Raw genomic sequence first — 19,329 nt, forward strand, 5'->3', positions numbered from 1 at the left:
TCATTGTACCCACCATTGAGCGCATTTCAATGATTTATTCGCATTTATTGCTCAATCATCATTTTATTGCTCATTAATGCGATGAACCATGAAGCATTTTTACTTATCCACTTATCCACAAACATTGACCTAATAAGATCCTAATGGACCAAAAAGAACCAAAATGATCCGTGCGCTCTCTCAAGCCTTTGTTTTCAATGCTTACGAACTGATCTGGTGTAGTCTATTTGGGTAAGTGGTGTAGCCTATATGGGTAAAAGGTGTAGTCAATTCGGGTAAATGGTGTAGTCTATATGGGTAACAGGTGTAGTCTATATGGGCGAAGGAATACAAAGCTGTGGATGAAAAAAACATAACAAATCAAATCATTAACTCGATTGAAGAGAGTTTATACATATCTAAAACTGACACCGTTCAGCCAAATGTTTTGTTGAGAACGCCGCTATTTGTCCCGGTTGGCAAGCACAAAGGAACCATTGTCAGCAACGATATAACGGAGAGCTTTCGCACGTTAGAGTTATTCAAGAGCGAAGGGTATGACTCTGTAATCATTGAGGGTAAAAGGCTTAATCCTCAAACCGATTTTAAAGTATGGTGCGGTATTATCTTTGCCTTCTCTAAGTACGGCTACGACACTGACGCGATTAACCTACCATTTTCGGACTTTGTTAAGCTCTGTGGCTATCCAAGCAAAAGGATCGATAAAAACCTTAGACTTCAGATAGAAGCCTCTCTAGGGCGCTTGCAGGGCCAAAACATCCGATTTAAAAGAAAGGATGCTAAGAAAAGCATATCTACATCGCTTGTACTTAAGGCGAGCTACGACTTTGACGAGGATGTAGTATCTCTTGTTGGTGATAAAGAGCTCTGGGAAGTGTATCGAGTCGATCACCAAATCTTGGTAAGTCTCAACGTGTTGCAGAAAATCCCCAAGTCAGAGACGGCGCAATGTCTGTATCTGTTCATCGTTGGCCTACCACAAAATCCATTACCAATAACCTTGAGCCGCATGAGAGCGCGATTGCTGCTTAACATGCCAAATAAAGAAGCGAACCGCAGTATCAAAAAGGCTATAGAAAAACTTGAATCCATTGGGTACCTAAAAGGGGAGTGGGTCCAGTTTAACGGCGAGGCTGCGTATTTGGTCCATGTAAGGGATAGAGAACTACTGGCACACTCAAAAGGTGTAGTCTAAACGGGTAAATTAGGCTTTCTTTGTTACTCCAATTGCGCCAAAACCTTGCTGTGTAAGGCTTTGGCCATGGTGTAGTTTATATGGGTGTAGTTTATACGGGTAGCGCCTGAAATGGCGTAAAAGCCCAGCTCATTAGCCCGAAACCCTTGCTATATAAGGGCTCCCGAGGGTGGTGTAGTCTATATGGGTAAGCTTTAGGTGTAGTCTAAATGGGCGATAGGGCCAGGAATAACGTGTGATTATCAAAGTCCTTGATTAAGAGGTAAAGCCTTATTCCATAAGGGTTGATAGGGTGGTGTAGTTTAAATGGGGTGTAGTCTAAATGGGTAAATCGTGACACGTTTCCCATTTATGGGGTGTAGTCTATATGGGTAGAAACGCCATCAAATTTCTCAATGGCGTTCCATTACTGCATGTTAAGCAGCGTTCCCAAAGAAATATTGGATCACTATCATGATGGCATTACTCATCAACGTAATGGAATCAGCAATATCAGCAACGCTAAAAACAAACTGCCATATAGCAAGCCACTTCAAGCAGGAACCAATGGATTTAAAGAGGTCGGTTAGGCTCTGTACTTTTTCTTCTGGAACTTCGTCGGCTTTCTTGTAAATCGCTAAGCCAGCTGCGATACGAGCTAAGAAATTAGTCATATTTTTTTCTTTGACTAAAACTTAGAAATTCAAAATCACTAAGTCAACAGAAGAGGAAAAATAATTCAAAAATATCGTGAATATATTTATTTGAATATGAGCGCTTGCAAAAATTTCTTTTTTGAGGATAATTAATATTAGGCATTTAGAAAAACCAATTCTAATTGTAATAAATATAACTATCCCCTAGTTATATATTTTAAAACTCCAACTATTAATCTCATTCAATTCGCAGCCAGCAATAGCCTTATTGCATTTGGTTCGTTTCCGTATGTCGCAAGATTGAGCAGTTGCGTGAAGAGATCAACGACATTAAAGAAGATTACTCTAACTTGATTCGCACTCTATTTTTCTAATTCGATATAATGCTGATCAATCCTGATGTGATATGAGCAAGGCTTTTTCCTGTGTGGCTACGGTTTCGCCGTGAAGAGAGCCACGGATTTTAATAGAGAGTTAGTGCAGCACTGCGTTTGTCTTTATAGTTAAAGCGTGCTCTGGCGTGCTTGTATGATTAAGCATATCAGACATGATGACTTTGATTCACTTTGAGAGAAAGTCCTGTATCGAGCGCTATGTCGGCGTGACTCCAATTTTGAAAATAGATCCGTTCGGTCCTGTGTCCGTAACTGCATTTAGTTTTTAGTGTATAGTTGTCACGTATTGGGGATGTCTGCTTGTCCGGGTAGATGTTGGAAGGAGTAAAAGAAAAATTAATTTTCTGGAAATATTTTTTTGGGCGGACTTATAAACTCAAGTCACTTTGTGTAAATTGGTTCCAATTAGATTGAAGCGGTTGCGGCACTAGAGAGCGCAACCGTGCTAACAAACATAAAAAAAGGCTGAGTTCCAAGAACCCAACCTTAATTTATTCAGGAGGCAATTATGTAATCACCAACCAAGCTAGAAGCAGCTAGAAAGCTTCACTTCGTGTATGCGGGTAAACAATGGTTGCAGCCATTAAAAACCCTTGTGCGTTGTCTTTCGCCATAATCCTTTGGAGAGGTAGATATGGTTAAATTAGTAGATCTCTTGATTGCTTTAATCAAGTTAGTAACAGCCATAGTGCAAGCACTATCAAGCTAATCAACTAACGGGGGCGAAAGCCCCCAAACAACGGTTAATCATAACCAATATTATTAAAGAATTGAACAGAATCAAGTTAAAGTTCAATTTATGCTTGGTCAAGCAAGATACTTCATTGCTTCTAAATCGGTATCTTCTATCGAGTAATCAAAGGGTTCATCGTCAATTGTGAACGGGTGAATATTGTAACCTAGCATCTGCATATCCATGATGTGTTGCTGGTAGGCCCATGCTGCACACATCAAATCAACTGGATCATCGTAGTTAAAATGCTCTCGAGTGATCGCCTCATCGTCTTCACCATAATCAAAGCCGCTTGCCTTAAGCAGAGACTTAACCGCCCACCAGTACGGGCCGTAACTGCGGTATGACTGCGGATTCTTTTGGAGTAGGGTAGATATTGCCGTCAACTGCTTGTTTAGCCATGCTTCGGCGGTGGTACCTTCTAATGCTTCATCTCTTAATGGTGCCAGAGCTTCAGCTGGTGGCAATTCAATATTAGTAATCATAAAACTTCCTCGGATAGAGAAAGTTTGGCATGCCAAACTTTCCCTTTCTTCACTTATGCTACGGCCATGATATCTTGATAGAACGATTCTAGATCGCTCTCAGAATCAATGAACCACCAAGCCCCAACAAAATCATTGCTAGGGTCGCTGTTAAACTTGGCTCCATACTTTTCTTTATTGTCTGCGTTCTTTCTACCCATAAGCAGCTTGGCCAGAGCGCCTTGCTTCTCATTGATATCTTGCAGCCCAATACCTTCATAGGCTTTGATGGATATTGTCTTGCGCTTGTACTTCCAAGATAAATCTTGGGTAACAGGCTGGACAGTAATGCCAATCTTCGCCAATTCCGTCTTGAGTGTGTCGACGCCTTCAAAGTCGACCGATAGCACTTGTTCAACTTTTTCCTTCTGGCGATCAGTAATAACCGGTTCCAGCTCGGGCGTCTCTTTCTCCCCGTATAGCTCATCAATCTTTTGGTCGAACACGTTACGGTAATTTAGGCGCACACTATCCCACTTGTCTAAAGCGTTTCGTCGCGAGTAGCTGGCTGTTGCGAGTAGAGCCTCACCACCTTCCAGTTGAGCGTGCCTTTCCGTGACGGTTAGATCTGCATACGCTGAAACAATCGCGCTATTATCGTCAGGGTAGAGCGCGTCAATATCGTTAATAAAGTCATGGCTTCGCTTGCGTCGCTGCATTGATTCGTTCAGCTTAATTAGTCGCTCTTTACGGCTTGGGTCGCTTTTAACAAGAGCAATGTAATCAGCAAAGAGTTTATCAATGACTTCTTGGCGCTTGATGCGTCCACGTTCTTTGAATGCACTGCGGTAGTCTTTCATCGCGTCAGAAATATAACCACGAATTTGATCGCGGTTCGAATAGCCCGTCCAATCAAGTGCGTTTAACTCATTCTGTACCCATTCAACGACTCTGATTCTCGATATCATGTAAGAGCTCGCAGCTTCAATCAAATCTGATTCTAGATATGGCTGGTTTGCTTCATCACGCTCAACGGTGTTTATTGCGTTTTGTACAGCGGCCACAACGTCACTTTGTGTTGCAACGTTCCCGCCCGATTGTGCTTGTTGCATCCAATCGTCACCAACAAGCGCTTTAATTGTTCCATGCTCGCAGAATGTAACTATCCCACGACTTTCAAGATCGGCACTTGCTTGGGTGATAAGCGCTTTAACCAACGACTCGTCGCTTGGGTCCGGGTAAATCAAGAATGCGCCGTCAGGGATCTCCATGCTATCAAGTTGCTTCACGCGCCCATTGGTCAGGTAAACCAGTGGGGTTTTGTGGTGGCCATACTTTGACAACAATCCGCGCTTGTGGAAATCAAAGAACGTCTCCCGGTCGATGGTGGACGGGATAGCACTAAGTGGGATGCCACTTGCAATTCGAGATGCCAGCTCTTGCTCTGACTGATTCACATCGGCCAGCTGGTACCATTTTTCAAACGCGATGTTTGATTTACGGCTACCCGCGCTCGCGGTTGGGTTCTGTTCGTTTGGCTTGCTGACAATAATGCCTGTTGCGGTGCCTTCATTACGATTGAATTCTGATAGCGTGAGAATGTATTCCTCATGCTCGCCATCTTCTTTCCAATAATGAGTTGGAACGTTAACGTGATAAGTGAATCCCTTACGTAGAACGACGCCATTTTTCGTAGCATAAAGCTCCGGGTGTGTGGTGATATCGTCATAACCCGCCAGCGTACCATCTTTGACTGACGCCTCAATAACTGACTTCAGTCGCTTGATTGCATTGCCCGCCTCGTTAGATAGCTTGATGGTTTTCTGAAGCTCTGCACGTTCCTTGGTTAGACGGAATAGCGAGTCTTTTTCTGACTTAAAGCGTCGGTATTCATAAGAGTTTCGTTTTTCGCCTTGAGCGTTTTCTTCCGCATCTTTCGTGCGTTCGGTTTGCGTCTCGATCTCTTCCACCAGCTCTTGTAGGCGCTGGCGAATTGGATCGAGGTCCGTGTTTGCAGCAATGGACGCCTGAACGTACTTGCTTACGTTAATCGCGGCTTGTCGCTGCTCTTCGCGTTTAATTCGGCGTTCGCGCTCGATGCGTGCTTGCTCGATACGTGCTTTCGCCAGTTCTGGATCCGCTGCCAGCATGATTGAGGTTTCGCTGCCATCGTCAGCACTGCCGTTTTCAACATAGCTTTCGTCACCAGAAAACAAGTCCTGAATCCATCGCGCTTTACGCTCGATAGTCTCGATACGGAACTGGTCAAATGATCCTTTGCCAGCGTAGTAATGGACATTGACGTTTGCTGCTTTTGAGCCGACACGCGCACCACGACCATTACGCTGAGTCAGGCTGGATGGAGTCCAAGGAAGGGTGAGGTGGTGAATATCAGTGGTGCCCCTGTGCAGGTTCACGCCCACTTCCCCTTTTTTGTTAAGAATCATGAACTTGTATTTGCTTGAGTTGTAAGCCTTCTCAAGCGCAGCCAAGCCCGCCTCTTCATCATCTTCCGTGGCTTTAGAGCCTTTTTTACCCGCTACCGTGTCACTGTTTAGAATGCCAATTTCTGACATATCACAACCGATATAATCGGCCACCATGCGAGCGATTTTAACGTGCTGCGTCTTCTCTTCAGTGAAGATTAGCTGCTTACCACCAGCCAGATAGCTTGCCTTGGCTGTCTCTAGGAACTTGGCGTATTTTGGTGATACCGGGTGTGAGAATTTCAGGCCCGCATCGCTGCATAGTTTAGAGAATTGCCCGTCCAGCTCTTGAGCCAGTTTTAGCTCAAGGAATTTGCCATCGGTATTGATTTGGTAGTTAGCTTCAATCTCGACAGTTTCAGTAACCGCTTGCCCGGCGGCGTTAAGCACTGGCTCGCCTTCGTCGTCCAATTTCTCTCGACGGACCTTGATCGTCTTCGGCAATTTATCAACAACTTCATCAACCTTGCTCTTATCGTCTTTGTTGAATCGGTAAGTGACGACGCCGTGATATAGGTCCATATCGGTATTGGCCTTGTCCATCATTCGGATCAGGCTGAATACTGAGTCGTTCGGGTACTGCTCAATGATTTCTTGGTTTTCTGGCTCGTCAGGATTGCTCAAAGCGTCGGCACGCTGGCGCAACTCTTCATACACTTCCTTTTGTTCATCGCTCATTTCAACAACGTTGGTCATTGATTTAAGCGTTGGGACATGGACGTCAGAGCGAACGTCTTCCGCGCTCATGGCGGTGGTGTAACGTCGGAAGATAGAGCGCAGAGCATCGAGGTTTTGGAAGCCAAGTAGTGCCTCTCGAGTGTCCACCTCACCAGATAGCTTGGTTACGGCAGTTTCCCCGGTGTGGCCAAACAAACGGATAAAGTCGTCTGCATCCACAATACCCATATCGGCTAGGGTTTGAGGTGGCAACACTTGGGATAGCATGTTGAACAGGTCAACCGGACTATTCACGGTCGGTGTCGCTGTTAGCATGTAAACGCCACGCCCATCATTGCGGCTCTTGATGTGGTTGTTCTTGATCTGCATATCAAGCGCACGGTTGGCCTGAGCTGCATTAGGCAAGTAAGCAAGACGGTTGCCGTAGCCGCCCATTTTGTAGCTGTTTCTGAAATCATGCCCTTCATCGACAATTACGCTGTCGAATAGCAAGTCTTCAAAGTAGGGAAGGGTTTCTTTTTTGGCCGTGCCGTCGTCAGAATGTTTCTGCTTAAACTTCGCGTTTTTCTGAGCTTCGCGGTATGTCTTCGCTTCCTTGGCGTACTTGTTTGAACCAGCGACAAGGCCAGCATCCACCATGTTTTCCACGTTCTCGGTGATCGTGGCTGGTTTCAAAGGAATAGAGTTGTAAACGTCCTTGGTCATGAAGACCATTTGAGCGCTGCTTTGTGCCAGTGCGTGAAGCTGCTCGGCAATCTTCTTGCCGTTGGTGTTTACTTTGATTTTAGGGCGTTTGATTAAGTCGCCTTTCGCGTCTTTTCTCTCGTTCCCGTCTTCATCGAGTGCGACCTCTCGAACCAGTGCGCCATCGTCGTCACGCTCGAATTCGATGCCAATGAACACCTTGTTTTTTAGGTTGGCTTCACCAAAGAAAATATCCGACTCAAACAACCAGTTATCGAGTACCGATTTCGGCATAACATAAGCAATACGGCTCGCCTTGTTATGCTGTATGAGATATTGGCCTAAACCCAAGGCTGTCAGCGTTTTGCCTAACCCGGTACCAAGAGCAAGAATACCGTTGCCGTCAGCTGCGTGCTTACGGATAGTCGCGTTCTGGTAAGGCATAAACTTGATAGCACCAGAAACGTCCTCGAGGTCGATGCTTGTCGTCTCGTATGTCGGTTCAATCCAACCATTGAAAGCATCGTTGTAATCGCCTTCGAGTTCGTCAGCGTAAACGCTCGATGCACACCAGTTCGTAAAATCTCGATCTAGGTTTCGCATGCGCTCACGAACAATCGCTTTTTGTTCGTTGTCAGAGCCACCACGAACAGAGCCATTGTTTAGGTAGGATTCTACTTGGCGTTCGAATGCTTCATCTTGAGAGCTAACTTTCTTACCATCTCGCCAGCGGTACCCGGTGAACGTGTCGCCGTCGCCGTCTGCAACAAAGTCTTCAAAGCCTTGCTCATCAACCACAAAGCGGCCTAGCTGAAACTCCGTGTAACCTTGGTCATGAAGAAACTCAAGCATGATTCGCTTAGGGATCCACTTGTCGGTGAGTTTCATTTTGATCTGGTTAATTGGAATGGTGTTGCGCTTCTCATCAATGGTGTTTATCTGCTTGATGTAGTTCGCACGCAGCACTTCACTGTCGGTATTGGCTACCGCTTCGCTTAGGTTGCGTTTTTTGGCTGCGACATTGCCGCTGGTGGCCACACGCATTGGGGAGAAAGAACCGTCTCGATTTACGGCGACGTTTTCCATTCCCGCTAGGTGTTTCGTCAGCTGGTCGTCGTCTAGTTGAGAGGCTTCATTGAGGTAAGCCATTCGAATGTCAGTGAGACGAACAGAGCTCATTCCTTTGTCGTGCTCAAAGAAATGCAATACATCGTCGATGCGCGACATATCGTATTGCTCCGCTTTGATAACGGTAAGTTCACCAGTAAGCAGATCGGAAAGCTGGCCATCTTTGCTCACTGAGTTCTGGTAGCGCAGCCAGTGAGAAGTGAGCTTGTCGTCAATGCCCTTGATGCCAGCGGGTAGGTTGCGTCCATGCTGCATGTGCATTGCCATCACATCGGCGCTAAGTTTGATGCGTAGTGCGCTAACCTCATCATTATTGATAGATAGCTCGTTGTCTGTTCGGCTTAACTCAATAACGTTTTGTAGCTGCTCGATTTGTTTGCCAATCAAGATCCCCTTGTAGGCTTTTTCTCGAGCGCGAGGGGGTAGCTTTTTGATGTTGGCGACAATGGTTTTGAATTCGCCATGGCATAGATGGCCATAGTCGTCATTGAGTGCAATGGCTTGCTCTGCGGTGAGTTTGCTCATTGCTTTTGTTGTGCTGGTGGCGTCACCAATCCCGTCGATGTGCTCAATGCCATAAGAGGCTACATCAAGCGTCTTTTGTTGCTCGGTAACGTGTACCGGGTGCCATTGCCCGGCGATGTATTCCATCTGCTGACCATTATGGAAAATGGTATCGCCATCGCTGTACTTATCGCTGATAGGCTCAACCGTATCGAGCTGGTCCCATTCGATGCGAGATTCAAACTTGTGTGAGAGCGCCTTGGCAATTTGCTCGTTAGAACGATTGCCACGATCCACCAGCTTACGACCTTGGAACCCGATAGTTTGAGTGCCGTTGATGAATCGCTTGCCTTCTCGGTCAAACCAATGGCCATCAATCCAATCGGACCAAAGTACGTTAGATTCAACCAATGTATTCTTGTCTGCATTCGCGATGCGTTCTGCGGCATCTTCAGAGTGTTTGCGCCAGATAACTAGGTCCGTAACCACACTAGAGCCGTCAAATACGCCAGAAGGTAAACGGTGCGCACCAAGGAATTCTGCTTTCATGGCCGTGCGCGTTCTGAAGCGTTTTAGCTTGGAACTGTCACAAATTTGAGTAGGTAGGACCAAAGCAATAAGACCGCCCGGTTTGGCCTTGTCGATAGAGCGCAATACAAAATACTGCTCGTTCTTCTTAACGTCTTTGTATTCGCTATCTTCAGCAATCGTGTCTGAACGGTCGCCGTATGGAGGGTTCCCGGTTACAACGTCATAGTTGCCGTTGTGTGGGTCCGTGGCGACGGCTTCAAAGCCACTAGAAATCACGTTGTCGTCAGGGTGAAGGATTTGGTTTATCGCTGAACTGGTCGGGTCCATCTCAACGGACGTCATAAGCGCGTTGTCTGGTTTGGTTTCGCTGAATACGCCCACGCCCGCAGCTGGTTCTAGGATGGAACCACCATTAAAGCCATAAGCGCTCATCGCTTCCCATACGGCACTTGCTACCCATTTAGGGGTGTAATACTCGTTAGTGGATCCACCAATGCCGCCCCAACCGGAATAGTCGCGCAGCTGTTCGCGTTCCTCTTCAGTAATTTGGCTAAAGTCGCCTTTAACGCGCTTAAGAATGGATTGTGCTAATTCGTTGGCTCTGACTCGAGCGCTTGCGGTTTTGAGGCTTTCAGGTGTGATGGATATGGAGTAGGTATTGAAGACCGAAAGTAGCTCACTGTGAGAGTTTGCCCCGAGCACTGCCGATCTGAGTTTTTCTAACATGGAATTTTCCTCAGTTAAAAAAAAAGCCGAGCACTTGGCTCGACTTTTTTATTGCTCCCCGCCTAAAAAAAACGCATGGAAATTCTGAACAACTAGGTTGTTCGCCATAATCTTTTTAATAGACAGTGCTCATTATTCCTAACAACTTTTTTACGGGCAATGTTATTTAGTTTGCAAATCTGTATGTAACGCTTATTAAAAAATAAGCCTTGTGGGATTTAACTCAAGACTAAGTTATTTTATACACTCATTTTTTAATGCTTCCCCGCATAAAGAAATCGCGTCCTTCTATTGAGGTCGCACAATGGCTCCGAAAAGCGAAGGTTCGCTAAAAAACCTAATGAAAATGGCGTTTCCTTTCTTCAATGAGGAAGATAACGCTAATGCAGGAGTGTCCTACGAGTCAGGTGCCGGGTATGGCGCTACGGCTTTCACTGAAGCTCATTCAGAACCGGGGCACTCTCCGCTTACAACCACTGGCAACAAAGAAGGCGATGTAGTCTCCCTTGTTCGCCTACCCAAAGATCGCTTTCTCAAATACGACATTCTTCAAGAGATGGCCGAAGACAGCACGATCTCTTCAGCTCTTAACTTGCACTTGTCTTATGCGCTTTCTACGCCGACTGATGGCGGGATGTGCATGTACCTCGAACCAATAGACGAGAAAGACACGGAATACGTGAAATCGCTCGAGCGTGAAGTGTTGACGCCAATTGCTCGCAATGCGTTTAACTGGGGCCGAGTCATGGCCACGTTTGGTGTGAATTACATTCGACCATATGCGGTACCGGGAAAAGGGATCACGCACTTTGAAAACAACTATTTCACCACGCCGCGACAGATACGAGAGTTTGAGCGTTCGGGACAGCTGGCCGGGTTCACTTCAGAAAGCCTGAAGCAAAAACCCAATGGGGATGAGGTTCGTCTTGCCGAGCCGTGGACGCTGGTTGCGTTGAAAATGCCAATGTACACACCGGATATCTATAACGAGCCAGTGAACTATACGGGTGAACAATACTCGCTGTATTCGGATGCGTACTCCCGAAGCGCTATAGAAACACAAAACTATGGTACTTCAATCCTAGAGTCTGCCTACGAATCGTGGACGCTCATGAGACAGTCTATTGCCTCTCTTTCAGCCAGCCGTGTGAATGCAGCCATGATTGACCGCATCATTACCGCCGAGATGGAGGGGTTAGATTCTGGTCGCGCAGCTGAATACATCAATGGTATCGCGCAGCAGTTCCAAAAAGACCGGGACAACATCATCAAGCACGCCAGCAAAACGGGCGTCGTTCCCACGGTAATTAACCGCATTCTTCCGTCGCTGTCTCCGGGTAAAGGGGGCTTAAACATCGACACGTTCAGTATCGATCCAAATATCGCGCATATCGAAGACGTTATGTTTCACCTTAAACGTATGTCGGGCGCACTTGGTATCGATCCGTCGATGCTTGGTTTTGGTGATCTGCTTGCTGGTGGTTTAGGTGAGGGTGGTTACTTCAGAACGTCCATACAAGCGGCCCTGATTGCCAACATGATCCGCACTGCATTTTCAGAATTGGTGCATCGCTCAATAGACATTCACACCATCTTCAAAGACGGCAAGGTCTGGACGGACCAAAACCGCCCTTATCGTCTCAAGTTCCATTCCGTGAACACCGCCATGCAGATTGAAGAAGGTCAAGCTCGAGAAAGCGCAGCAAATTACGCGACAACATTAGCGACCGTTCTCGACATGATTGAACAGTCTTCTATCTCCAACAGCCCATCGCTGAAAAGCCATTTTTATACGTCTGTTCTCAATATCGACGCAGAGAAATCCAAGCAGTTTATTAGCGAGCTTTCCAAGAAAGTGAGCAGTGACGATCAGCTTTTGGAGTCGGTCGGGCTAACCAAAAACGATGACATAGAACGAATGATTAAAGACGTCGTTCTCGATTTTCTTTCAAACATGTAAGAGGTAAAAATGAAAGGATTACAAAAAGTTAACGACCGATTCAGTCTGTTTAATCACGGTCGAAGAGTTGGTGCTAACAAGCGCAAATACATCGTGCAAGCCGTTCAAAAGCTCTTTGATACCGAAGAGGTGAAAGAGGCTTTACGCTTGGGCGAAGCCTACGGTTACTATGGCCATGCTCCGCGCCAGCGTGCGGGCAAGTTATCGTTAGGTGAAACCGAAGTAATCAACATCAACAACAAGCCTGTTGTTGTTGAGAATATTCCTTCAAACCGCACGATTATGATTGCTTGTGATAATGACGGTATTGTCTCTCACACAGAAGAATTTCTAGAGACGGAAACGGGCCGTATTGCGCGTTCTCTGCATCAAAGCAAAGCTGGTGGTTGGAGTTGGGCGACGGGTGGCCATGACAGCGCAAGCAACGCTATTGCGACTAGCTTCCATGGTGTTGATTATGTTCTACAACCTAACTACCTATCACTGGATCATCCAGCCATGATGTTAGAAAGCGTCGAACAGAAGAATGAAATGCTGCTTGAGTCGCTTCAGTCGGTTGGTGGGTTTGATACAAACAGTGCCGCTAACATCGTGGATTCATTCAATAATCAAATCGGTGTTTCACCAGAAATTATCACTGAGCTGGAAGGCGACAAAATGTATCTTGAAGGCGTGAATATGGAACTGAGAACGAAGCTCGATAGCGAGTCTCGATTCCGTAACATGCTGCTTGAGTCATTGAACAAACTACCGTTCTACATTACAGATGAACAGAAAAACGCACTGGCCAGCATGAGCAACGAGCATGACTTTGAAGTCGTAAACGCGATGTTTGAGTCTATGGGGTCCACGCCGCTAGAAACGTTGCCGACAAGTCAGTGCAAGCCAACCTCGCTTTCAGCGCGTTCGTTAGGCACTGGTCGCATTGAAGGAGAGATCAAATTTGACACCCCTAGACGCTTCACGTAAGTCACAAAAAGGATCTAAACCTTCATAAGCAAATAATAAAGATTTGTTAGTAATTGAATGGGAGCAACTAGGCTCCCATTTTTTATTACATCAAAGTAGGGGCAATAGGTTTTAGGAATAGTTTGTTTTTCTTCCACTTCACCGGACGCCAGTTCCAATCCGCAATAGTTACTTCCTTGTATACGCCGTGAATGTAACTAATCACACGAATTTCATCGACGCCTTTATCAAAGTTGATTTCTGAGTTCGAACACAAAACAAGCTGATTAGGCGTTTGTTTATGGACGTTAAAGGCGCATCCTGACAAAGTTATTAACAATGACTTATCGAGTGTTGGCGCGTTCTTTTTTGGCACCTGATTGCGCTTGCGTTCCCGTTGTATCTCGTCTGCTTGTTCTTGGATTTGAGCAATTAGCTGGTCGGTTTTATTCATAATTAACAGAGTTATCCACAAAAATGATTAGGAATTTATGAGGTAAAAACCAAGAGTAGAACAAAGAAAAAGAATAGAAAAGTGATTTCTTGTTAGGAATAAAGCTTTGTTGGAACGTATTGAAGTCTGTTTTTAGGTGATCAATAATAGCCGCCGCTGTAGATCTTCTCGAGAATTGGATCTAAAGTATCAGGCAGAAAAAAACCCGCTGGCAGGCGGGTCTTTTCAGAAAAGTGAACAAGCGATGTTAGCGCATCCTTGTTCTGTTGTGTGGCAACAAAGTTGCCATGCGTACGAGTAACGCACTGGTGATTATAGCAACGCTCGATCTCCGGTGCAAACTTCCTTATGGAACAAATATGGATTTTTGCGTAAAAAATGCGCTAGAACTGAATCCGCGCTTCCTAAAAAGCGGGTTTAGAACTCAAGCCAGAAACATTTCAATCAGCCAACCGCTTCAAGTTCGCCAAATGGCGTGCTTAATGCAGGTTATCTCCGACCATACTCTCAAACATGGCCATGCTTGCTCCGCTTTTACGGGTCGCTTACTAGCGATGTACAACAAAGTATCTGCAACATACCAAATCAAACCGATCAGCACTCGAACGTTAACAAATCGTCTCAAAGACGCTGAAAGCCTTGGCCTTATCTCGCGTGATTACGCCCACAACCATGAAACAGGGCAGACTCGACGCCTTGTATCAGTGATCCTTGATGGCGTGAAATCTGTGTTCCCCGGTGTATTCAATTACGCTGCGAACTGTGCAAAAAAATATCATGCTCGCCATACGTTGCCATCGTCCCGGTCTGATCTGGATAACTCTACTGAAGCTTGTTCGGAAAAGGGTTTTCAAGCATCTGAAAATACTAAGAATTGCGCACTTAAAGGATCAAAGGATCTCTCTAAAGAGAGTAATAAGTATAATGGCACGCCGTCTGATTCTTTCTTTTTGAAGTTCTTCAAGAAAGACGCCGACAATGCTAAGTCTCTTCAGCAATCAGCAAGACAAGGCCGTATTACTGCAAGTGGGGCTAAAAAGCTCATTGCTATTCATGCCAAGCATGGTGTGGATCTAGCTCAATCATTCAAGCGCTATTTAAACAGTGTGATTGCTAAGGCTTATGCAGGATCTACTCATTCCATCGTATGCAGTCAGTCATTAGAGGCGTACCAGCAATACCAAAGCACAATCCCTACAGACCAAGACGTCTCTAAAGGTAAAGCGGAATACTATCGTGATGCCGCTAACCGCATACAGATTCGCTGGCTAAATGGTTGATGTAATTAACATGTTAGTCAATTCGTGACAGTTTTAACTTAAGCACAAAAACACGTTTGACTCGTTGACCGGGTGCGCTTATAGGGGGGAGCATTATTCTTTTTGAAGGGTTAAAAAGAAAATGGAAAAGGTTATTTTGGGTAAGTCTCCCGTTCTGAAGCTCCCTTTGAGGCCAAAGAACCCGTCAGGCTTAGAGATGGCGATATATAGATTTCAGGTTAAGGCGTACAAGCATTACCACAAGATAAAGGATCTAGATAAAACCTCGCCTAAAGAGGTTAAAGAAGCAGAGGAAACAATTGCTCATTTGAATCGAGAACGTGCCAAGATTAACGCGCATGCACAGTTGCAAGAGCAGTTGCTTGCAGATTTGGAAGCGTATCGAGACGACAATAAAGATAGCTCTCATACCGAATTGGCACAGGAAAAACATCATCCTACAACACGCTTGGTAAGTAATTTGTATGCCATTGCAGAGCCGCAGCCGTCACCAAATCATGCAGCGCATCATATCATCATGGGGAATGGCCGTGTTAGGACCATGACTAACGCCCGGTTGCAAATGTTCATGTACGGGATAGGCATTAATGATTCAATTAATGGAATTTGGCTCCCTCGTTCTACCGCCTACAAAGGGCATTACACTACGCCAAAAGCGCCGACGCACTCGCGCATACATGGCGATAACTATCAGAGGTGGGTTGGCAGGTTGGCGGTTATTCGCAACAATGAAAGCGCATTTAGAGCGAGACTTGTGACTATCAAATCTCAGTTAAAGGATGGCTCTCATCCTCCCCAAATTCTAATGAAGAAAGATCCATCTTGGAAACCAGCTTAATGAGTATATATCAGGTAAGAAACCTCAATCGTTACTTTAAAGTTCTTGAGCATGATCCGTTTCAAAGGGCCATTGATGCGGGCGATGATGCCCTGTTGGATAGGCTTTTCAATGAGCCAGTAAGAGCACAAGGGTTGGCTGATGTTTGGGTAGAAGAGAGTGTTGAATTTACCGCTCACTACAAGACGTCGGTAAAAATCCCGGACATATCCGTTTGGGGTGCGAACTTGGTGCTAACGCCTCGAGCGGTCGAAGTGTTAAAGCCATACATTGAATCAGATGGTGAGTTTTTACCTATCGTGATAGATGGCGAGAAGTTTCAGGTTTTCAATGTCATGAGTTTTGGCGAAGAAGACAAGGAACATACGAAACACGAATACATTGATGAGCATCCGGTTGGCTTGGTGTCGCTCAAGTTCGTTGAGTCTAGCGTTGCCGATAAGTACGTTTTCAAGTCATTGATGGAAGGGTGTGAGTTGTTGTATTGCGATGACAAGCTAAAGAACTTGTGTAATGAACATGACTTACGTGGTGTTGAATTCGATTTAGAACTATTGGATATATTCGACTACTAATCCAAAACATTCCTTTTCGTAGCAAATAAAAAAGGCACTAACTGTAATGGTTAGTGCCTTTTTAAGATGGGTCACATCTTATACCTTCCTAGCGATTGTATCACCAGAAATACTAAACGATCTAGAGCTTATGCTATCAATTAGTTTCTGTTTAGGAATTTTCAATTTATCCGAAACCTTCTCAATGCTGGTGGTCCCAAGCGCGATAGTGTTATGGACCATTAGGTCTATCATCGTTGCTTTTCCCTTCTCAAACATTGCTATTTCTTGCTGTATGGCGTCATGTTTGGTTTTGCTCGCGTTTTGTGTAGAAGTCATAATTTGCTCTCTTATGCTCTAGGTGTGTATGAAACTCGTTTGCTTGAGTGGCTAGAATATTTAATTCTTTTAATTACTTCAAGGGTTTTTTATTCCTAACAATTATTTTATGATACACATATCAAATGTTGTTAGGAATTTGGCATAATGGACGAAAGTATCTCTCTGAAAGCTGCGGCGCTGATTCAACGTAAGCAAAAACGAGACGAAGAAAACTCTTCCGTCTTGGATTCGCTAGGGCTTGAGCCAGTGGGTACGCCCATGGAAATGCAAGACGTTGAGGGTATTGATATTTCAACGCCACCAGCCAAGTGTCCGACTTGCAACGGCAGTAAGTACGTTAAGTCTCTCTTTTCTAAGTGGGAGTGTGCTGAATGTTATGGCACCGGATTCGATATGAGCAATCCGATTGCGGTTATCAAGTGGCAGTCAGCGTGTATGGATTGGGCGAGAGATCGCATTTCAAGACAGGGTGCTGAAATTAAGCGCTTAAAGGATCCGCGCACAGATGAAGAGAGGCACGCTGAAGCCGTTGAGGAGTTTTACAGTGACGCAAAAATCAAAGATTGAGCTACGGCGAGAGCTTGGTTTGCGAATCAAAAAGGCCAGAGTGAAGTCAGAGTTAACACTCTCTGAGCTGGCGTTAATGGTTGGCATTAACCGGATCACGCTAGGCCGCATCGAGGATGGTGCGAGCCAAGTCGGTGCTTTCACTTTGCTGTCCATAGCCAACGTTACTAAACGTCCATTTTTATGGCTCATGTTTGGTAACGACATTCCAGAAGAACACAAAATCATAGAGGGGTTCGATAGTGTCGAGGGGGATTAACAAGGTCATTTTGGTGGGAAATCTGGCATCCGATCCAGAAATTCGAAACCTACCAAGTGGCGGTGCTGTAGCCAACATTACCGTGGCCACATCGGAGTCTTGGCGCGACAAAGCGACCGGGGAAAACCGAGAAAAAACGGAATGGAACCGTGTTGTGCTGTTTGGGAAGTTGGCAGAAGTGGCGGGCGAATACTTACGTAAGGGTTCGCAAGTTTACATCGAAGGTCAGCTACAGACGCGCAAATGGAAAGACCAGCAAGGCCAAGACCGTTACAGCACAGAGGTAGTGGTTCAAGGCTTTAAGGGCGTCATGCAGATGCTTGGTGGTCGTGGAAACGGTACCCAACAGCAGCAAGGCGGGTGGGGTCAGCCTCAACAGCCGCAGCAGCCGCCACAACAGCAGCAACAGCACGCGCCGCCACAGCAGCAATACAGCGAGCCGCCAATGGACTTTGACGACGATATACCGTTCGCTCCGATCGGGTTGCAGTTCCCGGCAATTCTTCACTGCATGTAATACGAAGCCTCCCCGCTTAAGAAAAGAGTTTGAAAATTATGTCAGCACAACCAGAGCAGCAAGTCGCACCAGAGACGAATCAAGGCGATGTTTTTACCGTCGAACTTCCTTGGGGTCTACCGAGTGATTCACCTTTTGTCATTAATGAATTGGAGTTTCCATTACTGAAGCTGCAACAACTCATCATTGATGATCTTCAGGCCAAGCTAGAAGCCAACGCCGCACCACGAAACAAGAAGCTGAAAGAGCTTTACGACGCAATGAAAGCCGATCGAGAAGACTTGGTGAGCTCGCGTGACCGCGCAATGGCTGGCACTGAGGTTATGCGTAAAAAGCGTAACGAGGCCGAGCAGATTGCAACCGAGCTACGCGAAGAAAACGAACGTCTAGGCAAAGACAACCAACGCCTAGAAGCAGAGATCAAACGCCTTACCACTGAATTGCGTCACGCTCAACAAGAGCTGGCGGGCGTACCTAAGCGCATTGAAAACAGTGTGAGTGCTGCATTGGCTGAAAAATCCGGGTTGAGCAAGGAAGAGGCCCAGGAATACGAGCGCAAACTAAGCGAGCGTTCTATGACGAATTCAAAGCTTAATGAAGAGCTGGCCAAAGAGAAGGCAAAGAATCGAGATCTGGAAGTGCTGACCATGCAGCAAGCGGAAATCTGCAAGGGTATCGAAGCTGCCTACGACAACGCAGAGGCTAAGTGGACCGGGGTCATGAAGCATATCAGTGATGTAAATGGCTATGCCGCATTGCTGACGCATGAAAACGAAACCCTGAAAAACGACAACTTGTTACACGGCCTCATGCTTGAGTATGAGCAGCTGAAGACCGTTTACGAGAATGACGAATGGAAAGCGATTGTGATGTGTTCGCCTAGCGCTCTGACTTCAGGGAACGGCGATGAAAAGCCAAGTCGTGATTATGCCGTTTGTTTCTGCGTTAGTCAGGATAAAGGCTGCGGCCACTTTGTTTACCTCAACGAAGATAAGAAGCTGACTTTCCCGAAAGACACGCCGATAGAAATGCGCATCCCTGAAGAGTGTCACGCAGACCTCGAGACGGGATTGCTGAAGGCAAACCTAAAGCAGTTTAACGAGCTGGTGGATCGCACTTCAGAACGAGCGAAAAACATCATCCATTACGCCCGCTTACTTGATGTTGAATGGAGCAAGGCACCTACATTGATTGAGGTGTGTACCCAATTGCACAAGTACCTTCCTGAATCGGATGTTAAGAAGATTTCAGAGGCCATTAATCAAGGTCGAATGCTCATCCCGCGAACCAACAAGAAGATTGCTGAAATTAACGAGCGATACGGCACCGAGTTCCCAATGATAGACCGACGTCGAACGCAACAGCTCGCCAATCCAGTAGTGGCGAAGGCCAACAACAAAAAGAAACGCAATAAGCGCAAGTAATCAATTTATCTACGGAGTGAGTGGTAA

General features: G+C 45.9%; 14 protein-coding genes and 1 pseudogene. 11 read left to right on the plus strand and 4 right to left on the minus strand.

What is annotated here, in order from left to right; all coding sequences use genetic code 11:
- The first annotated feature begins 337 nt into the window (after positions 1 to 337).
- On the plus strand, positions 338 to 1,195 hold the full coding sequence (locus tag FKN08_RS21505; protein WP_238959149.1) for a RepB family plasmid replication initiator protein: 858 nt from the start codon (positions 338 to 340) through the stop codon (positions 1,193 to 1,195).
- Positions 1,196 to 1,611: 416 nt separating this feature from the next.
- Here FKN08_RS21505 and FKN08_RS21510 read toward each other — a convergent pair whose 3' ends face one another.
- Complete coding sequence (locus FKN08_RS21510) at positions 1,612 to 1,848, minus strand: hypothetical protein (RefSeq protein ID WP_151514239.1); 237 nt, start codon at positions 1,846 to 1,848, stop codon at positions 1,612 to 1,614.
- 272 nt (positions 1,849 to 2,120) lie between these two features.
- Between FKN08_RS21510 and FKN08_RS21515 the strand changes: the two are divergent.
- Positions 2,121 to 2,204 (plus strand): annotated as a pseudogene (locus tag FKN08_RS21515) (chromosomal replication initiator DnaA); the annotation flags it as partial.
- Between the two features lie 828 nt (positions 2,205 to 3,032).
- Here the strand turns inward: FKN08_RS21515 and FKN08_RS21520 are convergent.
- Both FKN08_RS21520 and FKN08_RS21525 read right to left on the minus strand, forming a co-directional pair.
- Positions 3,033 to 3,443 (minus strand): hypothetical protein, encoded by a 411-nt coding sequence (locus tag FKN08_RS21520; RefSeq protein WP_164666988.1) that lies wholly within the window; start codon positions 3,441 to 3,443, stop codon positions 3,033 to 3,035.
- 53 nt (positions 3,444 to 3,496) lie between these two features.
- Entirely contained in the window at positions 3,497 to 10,159 is a 6,663-nt protein-coding gene (locus FKN08_RS21525) for an SNF2-related protein (RefSeq protein WP_164666987.1), read from the minus strand.
- A gap of 304 nt (positions 10,160 to 10,463) precedes the next feature.
- Between FKN08_RS21525 and FKN08_RS21530 the strand changes: the two genes are divergently transcribed.
- A complete protein-coding gene (locus tag FKN08_RS21530; RefSeq protein WP_140365091.1) occupies positions 10,464 to 12,119 on the plus strand; it encodes a portal protein in 1,656 nt (551 codons plus the stop codon).
- A gap of 9 nt (positions 12,120 to 12,128) precedes the next feature.
- Entirely contained in the window at positions 12,129 to 13,088 is a 960-nt protein-coding gene (locus FKN08_RS21535) for a head processing protein (RefSeq protein ID WP_164666986.1), read from the plus strand.
- An 85-nt stretch (positions 13,089 to 13,173) separates the two neighbouring features.
- Here the strand turns inward: FKN08_RS21535 and FKN08_RS21540 are convergent, their stop codons facing one another.
- Entirely contained in the window at positions 13,174 to 13,521 is a 348-nt protein-coding gene (locus FKN08_RS21540) for a hypothetical protein (protein WP_164666985.1), read from the minus strand.
- Between the two features lie 359 nt (positions 13,522 to 13,880).
- Between FKN08_RS21540 and FKN08_RS21545 the strand changes: the two genes are divergently transcribed.
- The 7 genes from FKN08_RS21545 (at position 13,881) to FKN08_RS21575 (ending at position 19,302) form a co-directional block, all read left to right on the plus strand.
- Positions 13,881 to 14,801, plus strand: a complete 921-nt coding sequence (locus FKN08_RS21545) for a hypothetical protein (RefSeq protein WP_164666984.1) — start codon at positions 13,881 to 13,883, stop codon at positions 14,799 to 14,801.
- Positions 14,802 to 14,997: 196 nt separating this feature from the next.
- Entirely contained in the window at positions 14,998 to 15,639 is a 642-nt protein-coding gene (locus FKN08_RS21550) for an AHH domain-containing protein (RefSeq protein WP_164666983.1), read from the plus strand.
- Complete coding sequence (locus tag FKN08_RS21555) at positions 15,639 to 16,214, plus strand: hypothetical protein (protein ID WP_164666982.1); 576 nt, start codon at positions 15,639 to 15,641, stop codon at positions 16,212 to 16,214. Before FKN08_RS21550 ends, FKN08_RS21555 begins: the two co-directional genes overlap by 1 nt.
- Positions 16,215 to 16,679: 465 nt before the next feature.
- Positions 16,680 to 17,102 (plus strand): hypothetical protein, encoded by a 423-nt coding sequence (locus FKN08_RS21560; protein ID WP_164666980.1) that lies wholly within the window; start codon positions 16,680 to 16,682, stop codon positions 17,100 to 17,102.
- Entirely contained in the window at positions 17,080 to 17,361 is a 282-nt protein-coding gene (locus tag FKN08_RS23915) for a helix-turn-helix transcriptional regulator (protein WP_164666979.1), read from the plus strand. The genes FKN08_RS21560 and FKN08_RS23915 overlap by 23 nt, the downstream gene beginning before the upstream one ends.
- Positions 17,342 to 17,878, plus strand: a complete 537-nt coding sequence (locus FKN08_RS21570; RefSeq protein WP_151514246.1) for a single-stranded DNA-binding protein — start codon at positions 17,342 to 17,344, stop codon at positions 17,876 to 17,878. Before FKN08_RS23915 ends, FKN08_RS21570 begins: the two co-directional genes overlap by 20 nt.
- A gap of 38 nt (positions 17,879 to 17,916) precedes the next feature.
- The gene (locus tag FKN08_RS21575; protein WP_164666978.1) at positions 17,917 to 19,302 is read left to right on the plus strand and encodes a hypothetical protein; all 1,386 of its coding nucleotides are present in this window, start codon (positions 17,917 to 17,919) and stop codon (positions 19,300 to 19,302) included.
- Positions 19,303 to 19,329 lie beyond the last annotated feature (27 nt).

This window comes from Vibrio sp. 1-2 (7-a) (assembly GCF_013048515.1).
GTDB classification, from domain to species: Bacteria; Pseudomonadota; Gammaproteobacteria; order Enterobacterales; family Vibrionaceae; genus Vibrio; species Vibrio diabolicus.

Coding starts and splice junctions, on each gene's coding strand:
- FKN08_RS21550 (WP_164666983.1), top strand. CDS start 14,998: ATGGCGATATATAGATTTCAGGTTAAGGCGTACAAGCATTACCACAAG.
- FKN08_RS21525 (WP_164666987.1), bottom strand. CDS start 10,159: ATGTTAGAAAAACTCAGATCGGCAGTGCTCGGGGCAAACTCTCACAGT.
- FKN08_RS21575 (WP_164666978.1), top strand. CDS start 17,917: ATGTCAGCACAACCAGAGCAGCAAGTCGCACCAGAGACGAATCAAGGC.
- FKN08_RS21530 (WP_140365091.1), top strand. CDS start 10,464: ATGGCTCCGAAAAGCGAAGGTTCGCTAAAAAACCTAATGAAAATGGCG.
- FKN08_RS21555 (WP_164666982.1), top strand. CDS start 15,639: ATGAGTATATATCAGGTAAGAAACCTCAATCGTTACTTTAAAGTTCTT.
- FKN08_RS21520 (WP_164666988.1), bottom strand. CDS start 3,443: ATGATTACTAATATTGAATTGCCACCAGCTGAAGCTCTGGCACCATTA.
- FKN08_RS21535 (WP_164666986.1), top strand. CDS start 12,129: ATGAAAGGATTACAAAAAGTTAACGACCGATTCAGTCTGTTTAATCAC.
- FKN08_RS21510 (WP_151514239.1), bottom strand. CDS start 1,848: ATGACTAATTTCTTAGCTCGTATCGCAGCTGGCTTAGCGATTTACAAG.
- FKN08_RS21545 (WP_164666984.1), top strand. CDS start 13,881: ATGGATTTTTGCGTAAAAAATGCGCTAGAACTGAATCCGCGCTTCCTA.
- FKN08_RS21560 (WP_164666980.1), top strand. CDS start 16,680: ATGGACGAAAGTATCTCTCTGAAAGCTGCGGCGCTGATTCAACGTAAG.
- FKN08_RS21540 (WP_164666985.1), bottom strand. CDS start 13,521: ATGAATAAAACCGACCAGCTAATTGCTCAAATCCAAGAACAAGCAGAC.